This window comes from Crystallibacter degradans, assembly GCF_012952295.1.
In the GTDB taxonomy this organism is placed as follows: domain Bacteria; phylum Actinomycetota; class Actinomycetes; order Actinomycetales; family Micrococcaceae; genus Crystallibacter; species Crystallibacter degradans.
Genome location: NZ_JABBCH010000001.1, coordinates 747,612 through 763,440 on the forward strand (window position 1 = coordinate 747,612; position 15,829 = coordinate 763,440).

The 15,829-nt window shown below is 63.7% G+C and carries 17 protein-coding genes; 10 read left to right on the forward strand and 7 right to left on the reverse strand.

What is annotated here, in order from left to right; all coding sequences use genetic code 11:
* Positions 1–10: 10 nt before the first annotated feature.
* The 4 genes from HGO92_RS03490 (at position 11) to HGO92_RS03505 (ending at position 2,242) form a co-directional block, all read left to right on the forward strand.
* Positions 11–148, forward strand: coding sequence for a hypothetical protein (locus HGO92_RS03490; protein ID WP_169991835.1), 138 nt, complete (start codon positions 11–13; stop codon positions 146–148).
* A gap of 85 nt (positions 149–233) precedes the next feature.
* Positions 234–1,700: a peptide MFS transporter gene (locus HGO92_RS03495; RefSeq protein WP_169991837.1), complete on the forward strand. Its 1,467-nt coding sequence runs from the start codon at positions 234–236 to the stop codon at positions 1,698–1,700.
* An 83-nt stretch (positions 1,701–1,783) separates the two neighbouring features.
* Complete coding sequence (locus HGO92_RS03500; protein WP_169991839.1) at positions 1,784–2,017, forward strand: DUF3072 domain-containing protein; 234 nt, start codon at positions 1,784–1,786, stop codon at positions 2,015–2,017.
* Positions 2,018–2,065: 48 nt separating this feature from the next.
* On the forward strand, positions 2,066–2,242 hold the full coding sequence (locus tag HGO92_RS03505; RefSeq protein ID WP_169991841.1) for a hypothetical protein: 177 nt from the start codon (positions 2,066–2,068) through the stop codon (positions 2,240–2,242).
* Between the two features lie 48 nt (positions 2,243–2,290).
* On the opposite strand, the gene HGO92_RS03510 is transcribed toward HGO92_RS03505, so the two are convergent.
* Positions 2,291–2,572, reverse strand: coding sequence for a DUF3040 domain-containing protein (locus HGO92_RS03510; RefSeq protein ID WP_169991842.1), 282 nt, complete (start codon positions 2,570–2,572; stop codon positions 2,291–2,293).
* A gap of 279 nt (positions 2,573–2,851) precedes the next feature.
* Here HGO92_RS03510 and HGO92_RS03515 point away from each other — a divergent pair, with 279 nt between their 5' ends.
* On the forward strand, positions 2,852–3,073 hold the full coding sequence (locus HGO92_RS03515) for a hypothetical protein (RefSeq protein WP_169991844.1): 222 nt from the start codon (positions 2,852–2,854) through the stop codon (positions 3,071–3,073).
* A gap of 40 nt (positions 3,074–3,113) precedes the next feature.
* Here the strand turns inward: HGO92_RS03515 and HGO92_RS03520 are convergent, their stop codons facing one another.
* The 5 genes from HGO92_RS03520 to HGO92_RS03540 all read right to left on the reverse strand — a co-directional run bounded on the left by HGO92_RS03520 (position 3,114) and on the right by HGO92_RS03540 (position 8,723).
* Positions 3,114–3,542, reverse strand: a complete 429-nt coding sequence (locus HGO92_RS03520) for a hypothetical protein (protein WP_205834108.1) — start codon at positions 3,540–3,542, stop codon at positions 3,114–3,116.
* Positions 3,543–3,632: 90 nt separating this feature from the next.
* Positions 3,633–4,097 carry a DUF4383 domain-containing protein gene (locus HGO92_RS03525; RefSeq protein WP_169991846.1) on the reverse strand — a complete coding sequence of 155 codons (465 nt, stop codon included), beginning with the start codon at positions 4,095–4,097 and terminating at the stop codon, positions 3,633–3,635.
* Between the two features lie 260 nt (positions 4,098–4,357).
* Positions 4,358–7,192 (reverse strand): aconitate hydratase, encoded by a 2,835-nt coding sequence (locus HGO92_RS03530; protein WP_169991848.1) that lies wholly within the window; start codon positions 7,190–7,192, stop codon positions 4,358–4,360.
* Positions 7,193–7,370: 178 nt separating this feature from the next.
* Entirely contained in the window at positions 7,371–7,574 is a 204-nt protein-coding gene (locus HGO92_RS03535; protein ID WP_169991850.1) for a cold-shock protein, read from the reverse strand.
* A 249-nt stretch (positions 7,575–7,823) separates the two neighbouring features.
* Positions 7,824–8,723, reverse strand: a complete 900-nt coding sequence (locus HGO92_RS03540; protein ID WP_139006130.1) for a glucose 1-dehydrogenase — start codon at positions 8,721–8,723, stop codon at positions 7,824–7,826.
* Between the two features lie 126 nt (positions 8,724–8,849).
* Here HGO92_RS03540 and HGO92_RS03545 point away from each other — a divergent pair, with 126 nt between their 5' ends.
* The 3 genes from HGO92_RS03545 (at position 8,850) to HGO92_RS03555 (ending at position 10,588) form a co-directional block, all read left to right on the forward strand.
* Positions 8,850–9,269 carry a MarR family winged helix-turn-helix transcriptional regulator gene (locus HGO92_RS03545; RefSeq protein WP_169991852.1) on the forward strand — a complete coding sequence of 140 codons (420 nt, stop codon included), beginning with the start codon at positions 8,850–8,852 and terminating at the stop codon, positions 9,267–9,269.
* Positions 9,270–9,362: 93 nt separating this feature from the next.
* Positions 9,363–9,773: a ferritin family protein gene (locus HGO92_RS03550; protein ID WP_240974349.1), complete on the forward strand. Its 411-nt coding sequence runs from the start codon at positions 9,363–9,365 to the stop codon at positions 9,771–9,773.
* The gene (locus HGO92_RS03555) at positions 9,770–10,588 is read left to right on the forward strand and encodes a family 1 encapsulin nanocompartment shell protein (RefSeq protein ID WP_205834109.1); all 819 of its coding nucleotides are present in this window, start codon (positions 9,770–9,772) and stop codon (positions 10,586–10,588) included. The genes HGO92_RS03550 and HGO92_RS03555 overlap by 4 nt, the downstream gene beginning before the upstream one ends.
* 15 nt (positions 10,589–10,603) lie before the next feature.
* On the opposite strand, the gene HGO92_RS23635 is transcribed toward HGO92_RS03555, so the two are convergent.
* Positions 10,604–12,259 (reverse strand): HNH endonuclease, encoded by a 1,656-nt coding sequence (locus tag HGO92_RS23635; protein WP_240974350.1) that lies wholly within the window; start codon positions 12,257–12,259, stop codon positions 10,604–10,606.
* Positions 12,260–12,486: 227 nt separating this feature from the next.
* Here HGO92_RS23635 and HGO92_RS03565 point away from each other — a divergent pair, with 227 nt between their 5' ends.
* Both HGO92_RS03565 and HGO92_RS03570 read left to right on the forward strand, forming a co-directional pair.
* Positions 12,487–13,116, forward strand: coding sequence for a helix-turn-helix transcriptional regulator (locus HGO92_RS03565; RefSeq protein ID WP_169991854.1), 630 nt, complete (start codon positions 12,487–12,489; stop codon positions 13,114–13,116).
* Entirely contained in the window at positions 13,113–15,785 is a 2,673-nt protein-coding gene (locus HGO92_RS03570; RefSeq protein WP_169991856.1) for a multicopper oxidase domain-containing protein, read from the forward strand. Before HGO92_RS03565 ends, HGO92_RS03570 begins: the two co-directional genes overlap by 4 nt.
* The last annotated feature ends 44 nt before the right edge of the window (positions 15,786–15,829 follow it).

Below are 15,829 nucleotides of genomic sequence, written 5' to 3' on the forward strand. Positions count from 1 at the left end.
GACAGCAGCCATGACAACACCAGTATTTCCGCAAGAGAACGACCGCCTGCACAGCGAGGATGCGGTGGAGGGAGAGCTGGAGCAGGTCCCGTACGTCTCCCACCCGCACTCGCAGGACGCCGCGGAGGGCCCCGATACTGACGACTAGAAGCCGCTGATCAGGGCCTAAGCCGAAAGGCCGTTCGTGGCGGCACCCGTGACAGGTCCCACAGTGAGTGGGAGCATGGGGAAGTATGGCACCGACGGAAACAAATCACAGGAATCCGAGCGGCAAGACATTCTTCGGCCAGCCGCGCATGCTGGCCAATCTGTTCAGCGTAGAGCTCTGGGAGCGCTTCTCCTTCTACGGCATGCAGGTTGTCGTCCTGCTGTACATGTATTTCGAGGTATCGGAGGGTGGCCTCGGCATTGACGAGGGCGTTGCGGCCGGCATCATCGGTGCCTACGGCGGCTCCGTCTACCTCTCCAGCATCCTCGGCGCCTGGGTAGCGGACCGCCTGCTCGGCTCCGAACGTGTGCTGTTCTACAGCGCCGTGATGATCATGTTCGGCCACATTGCCCTGGCCCTGCTGCCCGGTGTCGCCGGGCTGGCCACGGGCTTGATTCTTGTCGGGGTGGGCAGCGGCGGCTTGAAGGCGAATGCCACGGCGCTGGTGGGGTCCCTCTATGACCGTGACGACGACCGGCGCGATGCCGGTTTCTCCATCTTCTATATGGGCGTGAACATCGGTGCGTTGTTCGGGCCGCTGCTGACCGGTCTCACCCGCGAGACGCTGGGCTTCCACTTCGCCTTTGGCCTGGCCGCGATCGGCATGGCCGTCGGCCTGATCCAGTACGGCCTGACGCGAAAGAACCTGCCCGAAGAGTCCCACATCGTCCCGGATCCGTTGCCATCTAAGAAGAAGCCGCTGATCGCGATCCTGGCGGTTGCCGCCGTCGTCGTTATTGTGGTCGCCGTCATGAGCGGCCTGATCACTCCGGCAAACCTGGATACGGTGGTCGCCGGCGTTGCCATTGCCGCAGCCATCATGTATTTCGTCGTCATTCTCAGCAGCAGAGGCGTGGACCACACCGAACGACGGCGAGTGTACTCCTTTATCCCAATGTTCATCGCAAGCGCGGCGTTCTTTTCGCTTTTTCAGCAGCAGTTCACGGTGGTGACGCTGTACGCGGACCAGCGGCTGGACCGCAACATTTTCGGATGGATCATGCCGATCGAATGGGTGCAGTCTTTCAACCCGATCTTCATCATCCTGCTTGCCCCGCTGTTCGCCGCCGCGTGGACCAGACTGGGCCACAAGCAGCCGGTGACGCCGCTGAAATTCGCCATCGGACTGGCGGTCATGGGGCTGGCCATCCTGGCGTTCATCCCGCTGGCCGGCGGCGGTCCCAACAGCAGCCCGCTGCTGGCGATCGTCGGTATCCTGTTCCTGTTCACCGTGGCCGAGCTGATGATCTCGCCGGTCGGCTTGTCGCTATCCACAAAACTGGCCCCCCGGATTTTCACCACGCAGATGGTCGCCCTGAACTACCTTTCGGTGTCACTGGGCACGGCGCTGTCCGGCGTCCTCGCGGGATTCTACGATCCGACCGACGAAATACCGTACTTCGGCACGATCGGCGCCGTGGCCATTGTGATGGCCGTGGCACTGTTCCTCGCCGTCAAGCCCATCAAGAGCCTCATGTCCGGGGTCCACTAACCGCAGACACCTCCCCCGCGCCCGCACCCGACCCCGGACACGACCCGAAACCCGAACCCGAACCCACGAGATTGGAGCACCCCATGGCAGAAGAAACCCTCGGCAGCCCGACGCCGGAATCCGGCGGCGACATCAACAGGGACCCGGAGGAATGGGTCACCGGCGATGAACCGATGACTGACGCCCAACGCAGCTACCTGGACACGCTCGCCCGCGAGGCCGGGGAGGAACTGCCCGCCAATCTGACCAAGGCCGAAGCATCGGAACACATTGACCGCCTGCAGAAATCAAGCAGCCGGCTCTCGAAGGACCAGTAACCCAGCAACCGGAACCCGCACAGCGGGAACCGCGACCAGGAGGACACCATGACGGCAACCGAGTCCGGCAACAATCCGCGCGAACACAGCGAGATGCCGGCCGAAGGCGAACGCCCCCAGCGGCCCACCGACTCCGGGCAGCACCCGCAGGCGCCAGCCGAAGGCGCGGATACCGAGCAAGGCCAGAAGCCGGACGAGCCGGACACGGAGTCAGCAAAAGACTGACGGACGGAAAAGACTGACGGACGGATTCCTGAGCGAACCCGGAAGAGTCTACATTCTTCTTAGTTTCCTGCTGCCGGGATTCTCCGCCCAGTACAAACCTGCTGCGACGAACAGCAGGCCGACAACGGCCGATGCGACGAAACTGGCGTAAGCCCCCCACAGCACCGCAGTGGCTCCGCAAAGCACCAGCAGCCAGCCGGCTACGAGGGTGCGGTGGGGAACGGCCGGAGCCGGAGCGAGGGACAGGGATTGTGCCAGGGCCGGATCATCCACCCTGAGCTGCTGCTCAAGCAGGAACAGCTGCTGACGCTCGTAGTCAGAAAGCGTCATGGTCGTCTCCGACTTCTGCAAAGTCGAGACGCACGCATCGTTGCGTGTGGTACTTCATTGGCTTCTCTCCCATTAGAGGCCGATGACCAAGCTTTTGGTCGGAATAAGAGTACGAAAATTCGCCCCGCGGAGCAATGGGCACCGCCATGCGTCGAAGCCTCGTAACAAAACTCATTCCGGCCGGTCCCGCAAGAGCCCTTGGCAGGCTTGTTGGGCCTGCCTAGGCTGGGAGTGCAGGCCCAACCGCAGGCCGCTCAGCCGAAGGAAAGAAGGCAGAAAATGTCTGAAGAAAACCCGAATACCGAGGCCCCGAACAGCGCGTCGGAAGGGACCATTGGCAACCAGGACGACACCGAAGGCGGAGCCCGCCGGCTTGAGCAGGACGAGGACCGCGCGCACGGCGGAGATCCGGAGAAGGCGGAAGAGCTGGAAAAGAAAGCCTTCGGCGATACAGACAACGACGGCGACGGGGACGCCCCCTACGTGCAGTTCCCCGGCTAGCTTCAGGCGCCTGTCCTAGGACGGGACATCCAGACCTGGCCTAGGAGGGGACATCCAGAACGGACGCCGGGCCGATCCGCCGTCGTTGGTCGATCGGCCTGGCGGGACAGTCGTAGCGTTCGACCATCAGATCCTTCGTCCAGGCCCGCAGCCACATTGCTTCCACAACCGCATCGAGCAGATACACGCCGCTGATGCGCCCAGTGCCGCCGTAGATCAGATCAACCGCGGCGAAAGTTCCCGCCGTTCCCACTCCGATGCGTCGGGCTGTGGCCAGTCCTTCCGGTGATTTCCGGGCGCGCAGCTGGGCGTAGCCGGCGCCAACAATCAGGCCGCCCACGCATTTGACCAGCCAGTCGTCCGCTTTTGGCCCTGTCACCGCTTCGAAACTGCGGTAGTGAAGTAACGGCCAGAGCCCTGCCGCCATGTTGAACAAGCCGTGGGCCACCGCCAGCCGGGATCTCCTCATGATTCACCTTTCACCGGTCAGCGAGAAGTGATGGCAGCGCCTGCAGCCCTGCCATCACTTCCGAGCCGCTCCGGTTGTTCTTCGATGGGACTAAGTGCGCCTGGCTGTTGTGCGGTTGCGGGTGAGCAGGACACCGAGGGCGATCATGGCGATGCCCAGGACGAAGTGCAGCCAGTTGTCCGCGGTATTGACCGGGACGAAGTTGGCGGCGGTATCGTGTCCGATGATCAGGCCGTACAGCCACAGGACCAGGTAAATAGCACCGCCCCAGATCAGGTAGTTGCGGGCACCTGAGACACTCTTCGCCATGGCGATCCCACCGATGCCGAAGAGCAGGTGGACGATGTTATGGAGGATGGAGACCTGGAAAACGCCTAGCAGCATGGACTCCGATTCATGCCCGGCGAAGGACATCTGGTCGTAATTAGTCGTGACGCCGGGAATGAACCCCAGGATACCGACCAAAAGGAATACTGCGCCGACGGCCATGGCGGCCTTCTGGACATTGGTTTTCTCGTTGCCGCGGGCTTCAACGCGGCCTGATGATGCGGTCATTGCGTCGTTCCAATCTGTCCTGTTGCGGCCCGGTGGACCGCAATGGTTGATTCACGCGGAGCTAAGCTCACACCTAAATACTAAGGCAACTTAGTATTTAGGTGTGGAAACGACCATAACTTTCAGGGCACGGTTGGCAGGAGACCGATGCACGACGCCGGATGCAGCGTTTCATCGGCTTTTTCACCAAGTGATGAAGAAAGCCCGTGGACGGAGGAGATTCCGGGCACGTTCGGCCGGCGCCTCCGTCCACGTTGCGGTTACGCGACCAATTGCCTCAGGACGTACTGCAGAATGCCGCCGTGCCGGTAGTAGTCGGCCTCGCCCGGGGTATCGATGCGCAGGTCGGCGTCGAAATTCCTGGTCGTCCCGTCCTCAGCCGTGGCGGTAACCCGGACGGTCCTCGGCGTCGAGCCGTTGTTGAGCTCGGTGACACCGCCGATGGCAAACGTCTCGGTGCCCGTCAGGCCCAGCGACTCGGCAGTTTCCCCCTTGGGAAACTGCAGCGGCAGCACGCCCATGCCGATCAGGTTGGAACGGTGGATACGCTCGAAACTCTCGGCGATGACGGCTTTCACACCCAGCAGCGCGGTGCCCTTGGCCGCCCAGTCGCGTGAGGAACCGGAGCCGTATTCCTTGCCGGCCAGGACCACCAGCGGCGTGCCGGCCGCCTGATAGTTCATCGAGGCATCGTAAACGGAGGCCTGCGGCGCGCCGTCCTGGCTGAAGTCCCGGGTGAAGCCGCCCTCGACGCCGTCCAGCAGTTGGTTCTTGATGCGGATGTTGGCGAAGGTGCCGCGGATCATCACCTCGTGGTTGCCGCGGCGGGAACCGTAGGAGTTGAAGTCCTTGCGCTGCACGCCGTGCTCAAGCAGGTACTTGCCCGCCGGAGTATCCGACTTGAAGGATCCCGCGGGCGAGATGTGGTCCGTGGTTACCGAATCACCGAGCTTGAGCAGGACCCGCGCCCCGGCCACGTCTTGCACCGGCTGGGGTTCGGCCTGCATGCCCTCGAAATACGGTGGCTTGCGCACATAGGTGGACTGCTCGTCCCACGCGAAGGTCGCGCCCTCCGGCGTGGGCAGCGAGCGCCAGCGCTCGTCGCCGTCGAAAATCGTGCTGTAACTGGAGGTGAACATATCCTCGTCGATCGAGGAATCGATAATGCGCTGGACCTCCAGCGGGTCCGGCCAGATGTCCTTCAGGAAAATGTCGTTGCCGTCCTCGTCCTGGCCAAGCGGATCGTCCTCGAAGTCGAAGTCCATGGTGCCGGCCAGGGCGTAGGCGACCACCAGCGGCGGCGAGGCCAGGTAGTTCATCTTCACGTCCGGATTGATCCGGCCTTCAAAGTTGCGGTTTCCGGAGAGGACAGCGGACACGGCCAGGTCATTGTCGGCGATGGCCTGGGAGATCTCCTCTTCCAGCGGCCCCGAGTTGCCGATGCAGGTGGTGCAGCCGTAGCCCACCAGATAGAAGCCCAGCTTCTCCAAGTACGGGGTCAGGCCGGATTTGTCGTAGTAGTCGGTGACCACCTTGGAGCCCGGCGCCACCGAGGTTTTGACCCAGGGCTTGGAGGCCAGCCCCTTCTGCACCGCATTCCGTGCCAGCACCGCGGCGGCAAGCATGACGGAGGGATTCGATGTGTTGGTGCAGGAGGTGATGGACGCGATGCTCACCGCGCCGTGGTCCAGTTCGAACCGGCGGCCGTCCGGCATCGAGACCTCCACCGGATTGTGCGCGCAGCCCGAATCCGGGTCAGTCCGGGTCACGGTCATATGCGGGGCGTTTTTGACCTTGCTGCCGGCCTCCGTGTACGTGGGCGGATCCGAGGCCGGGAAGGATTCCTCCACGGCCTCGTCCACGGTGGCGCCTTCGGCTTCCACGCTCTTGTGGACATAGTTTTCCAGGTCCCGGTGGAACTGGGCCTTGGCGTTGGTCAGCGACACCCGGTCCTGCGGCCTCTTGGGGCCCGCGATGGACGGCACCACGGTGGAGAGGTCCAGCTCGAGGTACTCCGAGTACGTCACTTCCTTGGCCGGATCGTGCCACAGCCCCTGTTCCTTGGTGTAGGCCTCCACCAGGGCGACGTCGTCATCGGAACGCCCCGTCAGGCGCAGGTACTCCAGCGTCACGTCGTCGATCGGGAACATCGCCACGGTCGAACCAAATTCCGGACTCATGTTGCCGATCGTGGCGCGGTTGGCCAGCGGCACTGCGGCCACGCCTTCGCCGTAGAACTCCACGAATTTCCCGACGACGCCATGGTCACGGAGCATCTCGGTGATGGTCAGGACCACGTCCGTGGCAGTGGCACCGGCAGGAATCTCGCCGGTCAGCTTGAATCCGACTACGCGCGGAATCAGCATGGAGACGGGTTGGCCGAGCATGGCTGCCTCGGCCTCGATGCCGCCGACGCCCCAGCCGAGCACACCCAGTCCGTTGACCATAGTGGTGTGCGAGTCCGTGCCGACGCAGGTATCCGGGTAGGCGCGCAACACGGTCCCGTTACCGGTCTCCACCTCGCGCGTCATCACGGTGCGGGCCAGGTACTCCAGGTTGACCTGGTGGACAATGCCCATGCCCGGGGGCACTACCTTGAAATCGTCGAAGGCTGTCTGGCCCCAGCGCAGGAACTGGTACCGCTCGCCGTTGCGCTCGTACTCAATCTCGATGTTGCGCTCCAAGGCACTGGAATTGCCAAACACGTCGATCTGGACCGAGTGGTCGATGACGAGTTCGGCCGGTGCCAGCGGATTGACCTTCTTGGGGTCGCCGCCGAGTTCTTCCAGCGCCTCCCGCATGGTCGCCAGGTCCACCACGCACGGCACGCCGGTGAAGTCCTGCATGATCACGCGCGCCGGGGTGAACTGGATTTCCGTGCTGGGCTCCGCTTCGGGATCCCACTGGGCCAGCGCCCGGACATGGTCCGCGGTGATGTTGGCGCCGTCCTCGGTCCTGAGCAGGTTCTCCAGCAGGACCTTAAGGCTGAACGGCAGCCGGTCGGCGCCATCGACGGCATTCAGCCGGAAAATTTCATAGTCGGTTCCGGCGGCGTTCAGCGTACCTCGTGCACCGAAAGTATTCACAGAAGTCATTGCCTAAATTCCCTTCGACAGCGATGGGCAGACTTACAGCTAGGCTATGGCCCCTGCTCAGTTTTGTACACGGGTCGGTGACGGAAGGCGGCATCGGACCGGGCCGGTGGTTAAAAGGAAGCAGGGCGGGAAATTTCTTCCCGCCCTGCTTCTGGTCCTAGGACCTCAGATTACAAAATTATGCAACCTGGATGTTTACAGCCTGGGGACCCTTGGGGCCCTGCTCAGTCTCAAAGCTGACCTTCTGGTTCTCGTCGAGAGAACGGTAGCCGCCCGAGTTGATAGCGGAGAAGTGAGCGAAAACGTCGGCACTGCCGTCTTCGGGCTCGATGAAGCCGAAGCCCTTTTCAGCGTTGAACCATTTCACGGTACCTGTAGCCATTTTTATTCATCCTTCTGAGATTGAAACTCATCCCGACTGTCGGGGAGTTTCAGTCGCGGCGTTCTTTTCCCGCTTCTACAGAAAGAGCGGCTGGCCCAGATGGGTTCGCCGCTCAGAATACAAAATGCGCAACACAACAACTTCCTCCACTGTACACGGGTTTGGGAGCAGTACTGACCACCCCTCCCCGGGCCCGGAAGAAAGGTGAGCCGGAAGCGTTCCCGGCCCACCGACGTCGTACGTCCGTCCTTACGCCAAGTGCATGCCGCCGGTCACGCCGATGATCTCGCCGGAGACGTAGCGCGCATCGTTGGAGGCGAGGAAGACAAAGGCACCGGCAACTTCGGCCGGCTGACCGGCCCGCCCCAAGGGCGTGCTGTCGCCGAAGGAAGCCAGCTTCTTCGGCGTTGTGGTCGCAGGTTGCAGCGGCGTCCAGATAGGACCTGGCGCAACCGCATTGACGCGGATCCCCTTCTCCCCCAGCAGCTCGGCCAGACTGAAAGTCAGGTTGTTCAGCGCTGCCTTCGTGGCCGCGTAGTCCATCAGGCTTGTGGAGGGATGGTGCCCCTGGATGGACGTGGTGTTGATGATGACCGAGCCGGGCTTCAAATGCGGCAGCGCGGCCTGGATCATCCAGAACGTGCCGTAGACATTGGTTTCGAAAGTCCGGCGCAACTGGTCCGGGGTTATATCCTCGATGCCGTTGGGCTGACCGAGGTGGTAGCCGGCGTTGTTGACCAAGATGTCCAGGCCGCCCAGCTCGTCGATAGTCTCGGCCACGGCGGACTTCGCATAGTCCTCGTCACGCACGTCGCCCGGGACGCCTAGCGCAGTGCGCCCTTCGGCCAGGATCAGGTCCAGGCAGTTCTGGCCGTCTTCTTCCTCTTCACGGAGGTAGGAAATAGCGACGTCGGCGCCTTCCCGCGCGAACGCGAGGGCAACGGCGCGGCCGATGCCCGAGTCGCCGCCGGTGATCAGCGCCTTCTTGCCCTTCAACCGGTCATTGCCCTTGTAGCTGTCTTCGCCATGGTCAGGCCGCGGCTCCATCTCCTCGGTAAACCCCGGGTACTCCTGGGTCTCGGTGGACACATCCACGGCCGGCTCCCGCGGGTTTTCCTTGTCCAGCGTCTCCTGCGGCTCATTGCTCATGCGGTCCTCCTCAACGGGTAGGCCTTCACGCTATAAGCCGGCCCGCACCCCAGCAAGGCTTACGACGGCGGGAGGCACCGCCGTCGTACTCTTTGGGGTCTTGACGTGGCTTTGTATGGTGGGGACATGGCTGCTAATCGACCCATTGGATTCTGGCTCAGACTGGTTGACGGACTGATCAACGAGCAGTTCGACGCGACCGTTGAGGAGCACGGTGTGACCCGCCGGCAATGGCAGATCATGAATGTGCTGGCGGAGGCCCCTGCCACGGCGGCGGAGCTGAACGAATCACTCAAGCCGTTCTTCAGCCAGACCGCCGAAGAGTCCTCGGCCGAGCATTTGGACGAACTGCTGGAAAGTAATTGGATCACCGACGACGACGGCAAATACTCGCTGACCGAGCTGGGACGCAACAGTCTGACGCTGCTGGGCGACGTGGTGGACCGGAACCGGAAACAGGTCACCGAAGGCGTCACCGATCAGGAGTACGAGGCAACCCTTGACGTGCTGCAGCGGATGGCGCGGAACTTGGGGTGGGAAGGCTAGGCTCCGGGCAATCCCGGGGTAGTCATCGCCGGGCGGCGCCGATAGGCTGGCAAGTAAGCAACGATTCCGCAGACACTCGTCAAAGGATTGCTGATGGGCTTTGACCAATACCATGAGCCGGCAGGAGAACTCTCTGCCGAGACACGCACCTTTGCCCGGATGTGCGCCAACCTGACCGAGGAAGCCGAGGCCATCGGCTGGTACGAGCAGCGTATTTCCGTGGAACCGGACGCCGCCGCCCGGAACATCATGAACAACTCCCTGACCGAGGAATTCAAGCACTTCAGCATGGAGCTTGAGTATCTTTTGCGCGCCAAACCAGTGTGGCGCGCAATTGCCCGCGGAATCCTCTTCCAGGACGGCGATATTGTCGCGAATGGCGAAGCCGCCGAAAAGGCCGGCTCCGAAGGGAGCGGAGCCAGCGCTGCGCAGTCGTCGACGGCGGCGGCCGCGGCGGCGGATCCGTCCCTGGGAATCGGCAGCTTGAAGGAGTCACGACCATGACGATGAACCACCTCCTGCGCGAACACGCCCCCATTACCGACGGCGGTTGGCTGCTGCTCGACACCGAGGCCAAACAGCGACTGACCGTTGCCCTGGGCGCACGGAAGCTTGTCGACTTCTTTGGGCCGCTCGGCTGGGACTATTCGGCCACCAACGTGGGCAGAACGGAGCCCCTGCCCGGCACCGATGACAATGGCATTGCTGCCCGCCGACGGCGGGTCCTGCCGTTGGTCGAAATGCGCGCGGAATTCAACGTCTCCCGCTCCGAACTGCTGGATAATGACCGCGGCGCAGTGGACGTGGATCTGAGCAGCCTGCACGAGGCTGCCCATCGAATAGCCAGTGCGGAGAACGTAGCGGTCTTCCACGGTTGGGAGCAGGCGGGTATCGAGGGGATTACCGAAGCCAGCCCGCACCCGCCGGTTCCCCGAGTGGAAGATTTCAACGACTATCCGAAGCGCATTGCCAAGGCTGTCGCGGTGCTGCTGAAAGCAGGCATCGGCGGTCCCTTCGGCCTCGCTCTTGGCCCCGGCCACTATACGGCTGTAGTTGAGACGGCCGAGCGCGGCGGCTATCTGCTGGCCGAGCATCTTCGCCGGATCCTTGAAGGACCCATTGTGTGGGCACCCGGGGTCCGCGGTGCAGTGGTGATGAGCCTGCGCGGCGGCGACTTCCTGTTCGAGTCCGGGCAAGACCTCTCCGTGGGCTATGACCGTCACGATGCCGATAACGTCCACCTCTATCTTGAGCAGTCCTTCAGCTTCAGGGTGGCGACGCCGGAAGCAGCCATCCATCTAAGGAGCGCCAACGACTAACCGCTTGCCTGCTTGTCAGGCTGCTTGGCGGTAGATGAAGTCGATGCGGCCCAGCGCCTGCTCGAAGACTGAGAACGGCTCCACTGTCTCGTCCGGTTGTTCCGCCGCCGGTGGCGTGCCAGGCAGGGCTGGTGCGGTTGACACGTAGGTGTGTCCGGTCGGGGTGGTCGTTTCGACGGTGTGCCGCGGACCGGGGACGCTTCGGGCGTGCCAGCCGTCGGTTTCTTTCGCCAGGTTACATGCTTCACATAGCCCTTGCCCGTTGAGCTCGCTGGTCGCCCCGGCGTCGCGCCAGGGCACGACGTGGTCGTGGTGGCGGATCGGTGCGTCGCACCAAGGTGTGCGGCAGAGCTGGTCCCTGGCCTGGATCATGCGCTGCATTCCGGACGGCATTAACCGCGCCCGCGAGTCCATGCCGAGCAGTTGTCCGGTGCCCGGCGCGGTGTACAGCCGGCGCACCCACACTTCCACCTCCGACTCATCGGCCCCATCGCCTGAGGCTCTTCGCTCCGAGCCTGGCGGCCCGGTTGCCGTACCGGTTTCTTCGGTGTTTCCGGTGTCGGCACCTGCATCGTTGGCCGGTATGGGTTCGGCTGTGTCTGGCGGGCCGGATGCCGTAGCGCCGTCCCCGTTGCCGGCATCCGCTGTGCCGGCAACGAATTCGTCTTCCCCGGCGACGCCATTCATCGGCTTACTGTCGGCGGAGGCGTCCGTGCCGCCGTTCGCGTTGTCGTGGTCGGTGTTGCCGGTGCGGAGGAGGTCGCGGGCCCATTGGGCGGGGACGATGCCGTACCCGGCCAGACGGGCAGGTTCGGAGTCGCCTTGGAACAGGGTGCGGTCGGTCATGACCAGCTGCACCTCGATTTTTGCGGGATTCTCGGCTGGTTGGCCGGTGACGCGTTCGACGAGGATGTCGGCCATGAGCTGGCCCCGGCCTCGTTCATCGCCCTGCGCCTTCAGCCGGTCGGCTTCCTTGGCCAGGGCCGCGTGGACGGCCACGCCCTGTACCACCGGCAGCAGGCAGCTCACCTGGGCCATGGTGTCCGGCGCGGGACGGCAGGAGACATGGCGTTCGGTTTCGGCTTTCGCGGCCCGGCGGACCACCGACAGCGGATCCAGCCGCAGCGCGGCCTGCTTCGCCAGCGCCCCGATCCGCTTGTCCCCGCAGCCGCGCAGCGTCTTCGGATCAGCACACAATTCCCGGTCGACGCGGGCCCGGTCTTCCACGCTCAGGCACGCGGTTTCGCGGACCAGGATGGTCGCCCGCCACTCGTTCAGCCGGCCCTCCGCCAACGCCTTATACGAGTGCGGCATTTCCCTGATCAGCGTGGTGGCCATGCCCAGGTGCTTACCGCCCCGGTTCGGGGAGTCCTTGCGTGCCAGGCCGATCTCCTTGGCCAGGCCCCGGCCCTGCTTCTCCGCCGCGACCCCGGCCGCTGCCCGGGTTTCCCGGCGGGACGCAGCAAACGCTTCCGTCTCGCGCGCCTGCGCGGCAGCCGCGGCGGCCTTGAGTTCCTCCAGTGCGGTAATCCGGTCAATCCGCACCCCCTCGGAGGCGTCCTGGTCCATGTTCGCCAGTTCCAGGATCGCGGCGCGGATCAGTCCAGCACCAGGATCACCGGGGACCGGCTTAACCGGATCCATCTCTGCTGGAACGATTGACTCGAACATACATTCGATTCTACTGCGGCGTGACGGAGCGCACAACAACGACAGGTGGCGGTGGATAACCCTCAGTCCCATTCCCATTGGATTTAGAGAAGAGGGCATGAATAAATACAATTAGAACCGTGAAAAATGAACGGAACTCCACGGCGCAATTTGGGCTACACCAAGGCCCTGCGCCTGCCACTTCGGAGGGGGCACCACGCTCATTAACGAGCGCTCAATCCTTAGTCTTGCAGGCGCTGGTAAGCCATGGCGGCCCAGCCAAAATCGCTGAGCTGTCCGCCATTACGAAGCTGCATGGAAACACCGTCCGTGAACACCTGAATGCTTTGGCCAAGACTGGTCTGGTCCGGCACCGCGTGGAGGCGCCGCTCGGACGGGGGCGGCCGTCGTCGTTATTTGAAGCTGTCCGGGCTCACCAGCCAACAACTGAACTCGCTGTGGCCCTGGCAGCGGAGTTATCGGACGCAGCGTCCGATCCCGCTGCTGCTGCGGTACGGGCGGGCCGTGTTTGGGCGGCCATGGACCGTTCGGACGGGAGGGTCGGCGATACCTCCCGCCCCGCTCTTGAGCAGGTCCTGCAACGCTTGACCGAGCACGGCTTCGTGCCACTCCCCCAAAAGGCAACGCAGGATGCCTCGTCCGGCAAGGTGGATATCCACTTGCGCGAGTGCCCGATGCTGGCGGCAGCGCGGGAGCAACCTGAAGTGGTGTGCAACGTACATTTAGGCCTGGTCCGCGGCTGGCTGGAAGACCATGGAGGCACCGCAGCAGACCTTGAGCCTTTCGCCGGATCCGGTTACTGCACGGTCAGGCTGACGGACACATTGGATTCGAGCGGAAGAGCGGATAACTCATGACAACCCCGGCGCCGGCACAGACCTCCCGACCGGCAAGTCGGTCCTCGTGGCACCGCAAGGCCAGCCTGCCGGTCACCGTGTGGTTCGTGCTGTTGATTGTTCTGGCGATCGTCCACCCGTTCGTCCCCGAATCGCGGTGGCTGCTGGTCCACATGTTCACGCTGGGCATGGTTACCAACTCCATCCTGATCTGGAGCCAGCACTTCACCGAAGCGCTGCTGAAGAACCGCTTGCCGGACACGGCGCGCGCCGTGCAACTGTGGCGCATCCGGACCTTGAACGCCGGGATTGTGGTGACCGTTGCCGGCGTTCTTTCCGGCATCTGGCTCCTGACATTGATCGGCGCCGTGGTGGTGGGCGGTTCTGTTGCCTGGCATGCCGTTCATCTGATGCTGCAACTGCGCCGCGCGTTGCCATCACGGTTCGCGACCACGGTGAAGTTCTATATAGCAGCAGCGCTGCTACTGCCGGTCGGGGCCGCTTTCGGGGCGGCGCTGGCGTACGGTTTGAGCGACGCAGCCCATGCCCGGCTCCTGCTGGCACACCAGGTGACCAATCTGCTTGGTTTCGTGGGACTGACGGTAATCGGCACGCTCATCACCCTCTGGCCCACCATTCTGCACACCCGGATGCCCGCGGGAATGGACCTGGCAGGTTGGCGCAGTTTAATTGCGATGGCCGCCGGGCTGGCGATTTCGGTGCTCGGTGCGCTGGTCGGGCTGGCTCCGGCCGCAGCCGCCGGCGTACTGCTTTATCTGCTCGGTGTGGCCTACATTGGCGTGTATATTGTCCGCTGCGCCTTGGCCAAGCGGCCGGACGACTTTCCCGGTTTTTCGGTCGGAGCAGGGTTGGTGTGGCTGGTTGGTTCGCTGGTCGCGCTCTTCACGATGCTGATCTCCGGGCCGCTGGATCCGCATCGGCTCGGAGAACTGACCGCGCCGTTCGCTGCCGGGTTCGTGGCCCAGGTACTGCTGGGCGTCATGGGCTATCTGATGCCTGCAATTATGGGCGGAGGCCCTGCGGCGGTTAAGGCGGCCAACGCGCAGATGAGCAAATTTGCCATGCTGCGTACCGCCGTCGTGAATTTTGGTTTGCTTGTCTGCCTGCTTCCGGTACCCAGCTTGGTGCGGGTCATCGTGTCCGTGCTGGTGCTGTTGGCCTTCGCCTCGTTCCTGCCGCTGATGTTCCGGGCAGTGAAGGCATCTGTTGCGGGGCGGAAGGCGGTGCTGGCCAATGGCGGCAAGCCGCTGCCGCTGCAGGTCGAAGCTGCGCCGCGACCGAAGAACCATCTTGCCTGGGGCGCCGCAGGAGTGATCCTGGTGCTGCTCGGCGCGGCTGGAGGCGTGGCCATGGATCCTGCTGCGCTGTCCGGTTCCACCGCTCCTGCCTCCGCAGTGGAGCCCACTGGCGAAACCACTACGGTCCGGGTGTCGGCCAACAATATGCGCTTCTCGCCCGCCTCCGTGGATGTCCCCGAGGGCAACCGGCTGGTCATCGAACTGACCAACGAGGACCCCACCACGGTGCACGATCTGAGGCTGGCCACGGGGCAGGAATCCGGCCGGCTCTACCCGGGTGAATCCGCCACCATCGACGCGGGCATCATCGGCACGAACGTGGAAGGCTGGTGTACCGTGGTGGGCCACCGCAGCCAGGGCATGGGCTTTAAGATCAACGTGGCCGGCTCCGCCGAGGCCGAGAGCGCAGCGGATGCTGGAAGCCAGGCACAGGATCCGGCCGGCGGCCATGCAAACCACCTGAACAACGACGACGGCACGGCAGCTCCCGCGGGCGCGCTGGATTTCCATGCCCGGCCGGGCGAAGACTTCGAGCCGCGTGCGGCAGAACTGTCACCGGCGGCGTCAGGCACCACGCACAAGCTGACCCTCAACGTCGAGGAGCTGGCGCAGGAGGTGGCTCCCGGCGTCGTGCAGCAGGCCTGGACCTTCAACGGCCGCGTCATGGGGCCCACGCTGCGGGGCAAGGTCGGCGACAGATTCGAAATCACGCTAGTCAACAACGGAACCATGGGCCATTCGGTGGATTTCCACGCCGGCGCCGTTTCCCCGGACGAGCCCATGCGGACCATTCCGCCGGGCGAATCGCTGATCTATGAGTTCACGGCAGAGCGTTCCGGCATCTGGCTTTACCACTGCGGCACGATGCCGATGTCGGCCCACATAGCCTCGGGCCTGTTCGGGGCCGTGATCATCGATCCGGCAGACCTGCCTGAGGTAGACAAGGAGTTCCTACTGGTCCAGTCCGAGGCCTATCTCGGCGAGCAGGCCGGGCCGGTAAACGTGGACAAGATTTCTGCCGAAGACCCCGACATCGTGATGTTCAACGGCCACGCCACGCAGTACATGCACCACCCGCTGCAGGTGAAGGCGGGTGAGCGCGTGCGCATCTGGCTGCTGGCCGCCGGTCCTTCCCGCGGCACCAGCTTCCACGTGGTGGGCGGGCAGTTCGACACGGTGTTCAAGGAAGGGGCCTACCTGCTGGAACCGGATAACGCGGAGCAGGGCGGGGCGCAGGCCCTTGACCTCGCGGCTGCGCAAGGCGGATTTGTCGAGCTCGAGTTCGCGGAGGCCGGCCGGTACACGTTCGTCAACCATGCCTTTGTGGATGCCGAGCGTGGCGCCATGGGGGTCATCGAAGTGGTTGACTAGCGGGTCCCGCTGGTGTGTGCTGGCACTACCGGATCTAGGGGGAG

Bases quoted from the DNA above. Each gene is read 5' to 3' on its own strand.
- HGO92_RS03495 (WP_169991837.1), top strand. From the start codon at position 234: ATGGCACCGACGGAAACAAATCACAGGAATCCGAGCGGCAAGACATTC.
- HGO92_RS03540 (WP_139006130.1), bottom strand. From the start codon at position 8,723: ATGAGCAATGAGCCGCAGGAGACGCTGGACAAGGAAAACCCGCGGGAG.
- HGO92_RS03505 (WP_169991841.1), top strand. From the start codon at position 2,066: ATGACGGCAACCGAGTCCGGCAACAATCCGCGCGAACACAGCGAGATG.
- HGO92_RS03520 (WP_205834108.1), bottom strand. From the start codon at position 3,542: ATGAGGAGATCCCGGCTGGCGGTGGCCCACGGCTTGTTCAACATGGCG.
- HGO92_RS03530 (WP_169991848.1), bottom strand. From the start codon at position 7,192: ATGACTTCTGTGAATACTTTCGGTGCACGAGGTACGCTGAACGCCGCC.
- HGO92_RS03570 (WP_169991856.1), top strand. From the start codon at position 13,113: ATGACAACCCCGGCGCCGGCACAGACCTCCCGACCGGCAAGTCGGTCC.
- HGO92_RS03555 (WP_205834109.1), top strand. From the start codon at position 9,770: ATGACGATGAACCACCTCCTGCGCGAACACGCCCCCATTACCGACGGC.
- HGO92_RS03525 (WP_169991846.1), bottom strand. From the start codon at position 4,097: ATGACCGCATCATCAGGCCGCGTTGAAGCCCGCGGCAACGAGAAAACC.
- HGO92_RS23635 (WP_240974350.1), bottom strand. From the start codon at position 12,259: ATGTTCGAGTCAATCGTTCCAGCAGAGATGGATCCGGTTAAGCCGGTC.
- HGO92_RS03510 (WP_169991842.1), bottom strand. From the start codon at position 2,572: ATGACGCTTTCTGACTACGAGCGTCAGCAGCTGTTCCTGCTTGAGCAG.
- HGO92_RS03545 (WP_169991852.1), top strand. From the start codon at position 8,850: ATGGCTGCTAATCGACCCATTGGATTCTGGCTCAGACTGGTTGACGGA.
- HGO92_RS03535 (WP_169991850.1), bottom strand. From the start codon at position 7,574: ATGGCTACAGGTACCGTGAAATGGTTCAACGCTGAAAAGGGCTTCGGC.
- HGO92_RS03550 (WP_240974349.1), top strand. From the start codon at position 9,363: ATGGGCTTTGACCAATACCATGAGCCGGCAGGAGAACTCTCTGCCGAG.
- HGO92_RS03515 (WP_169991844.1), top strand. From the start codon at position 2,852: ATGTCTGAAGAAAACCCGAATACCGAGGCCCCGAACAGCGCGTCGGAA.
- HGO92_RS03500 (WP_169991839.1), top strand. From the start codon at position 1,784: ATGGCAGAAGAAACCCTCGGCAGCCCGACGCCGGAATCCGGCGGCGAC.
- HGO92_RS03490 (WP_169991835.1), top strand. From the start codon at position 11: ATGACAACACCAGTATTTCCGCAAGAGAACGACCGCCTGCACAGCGAG.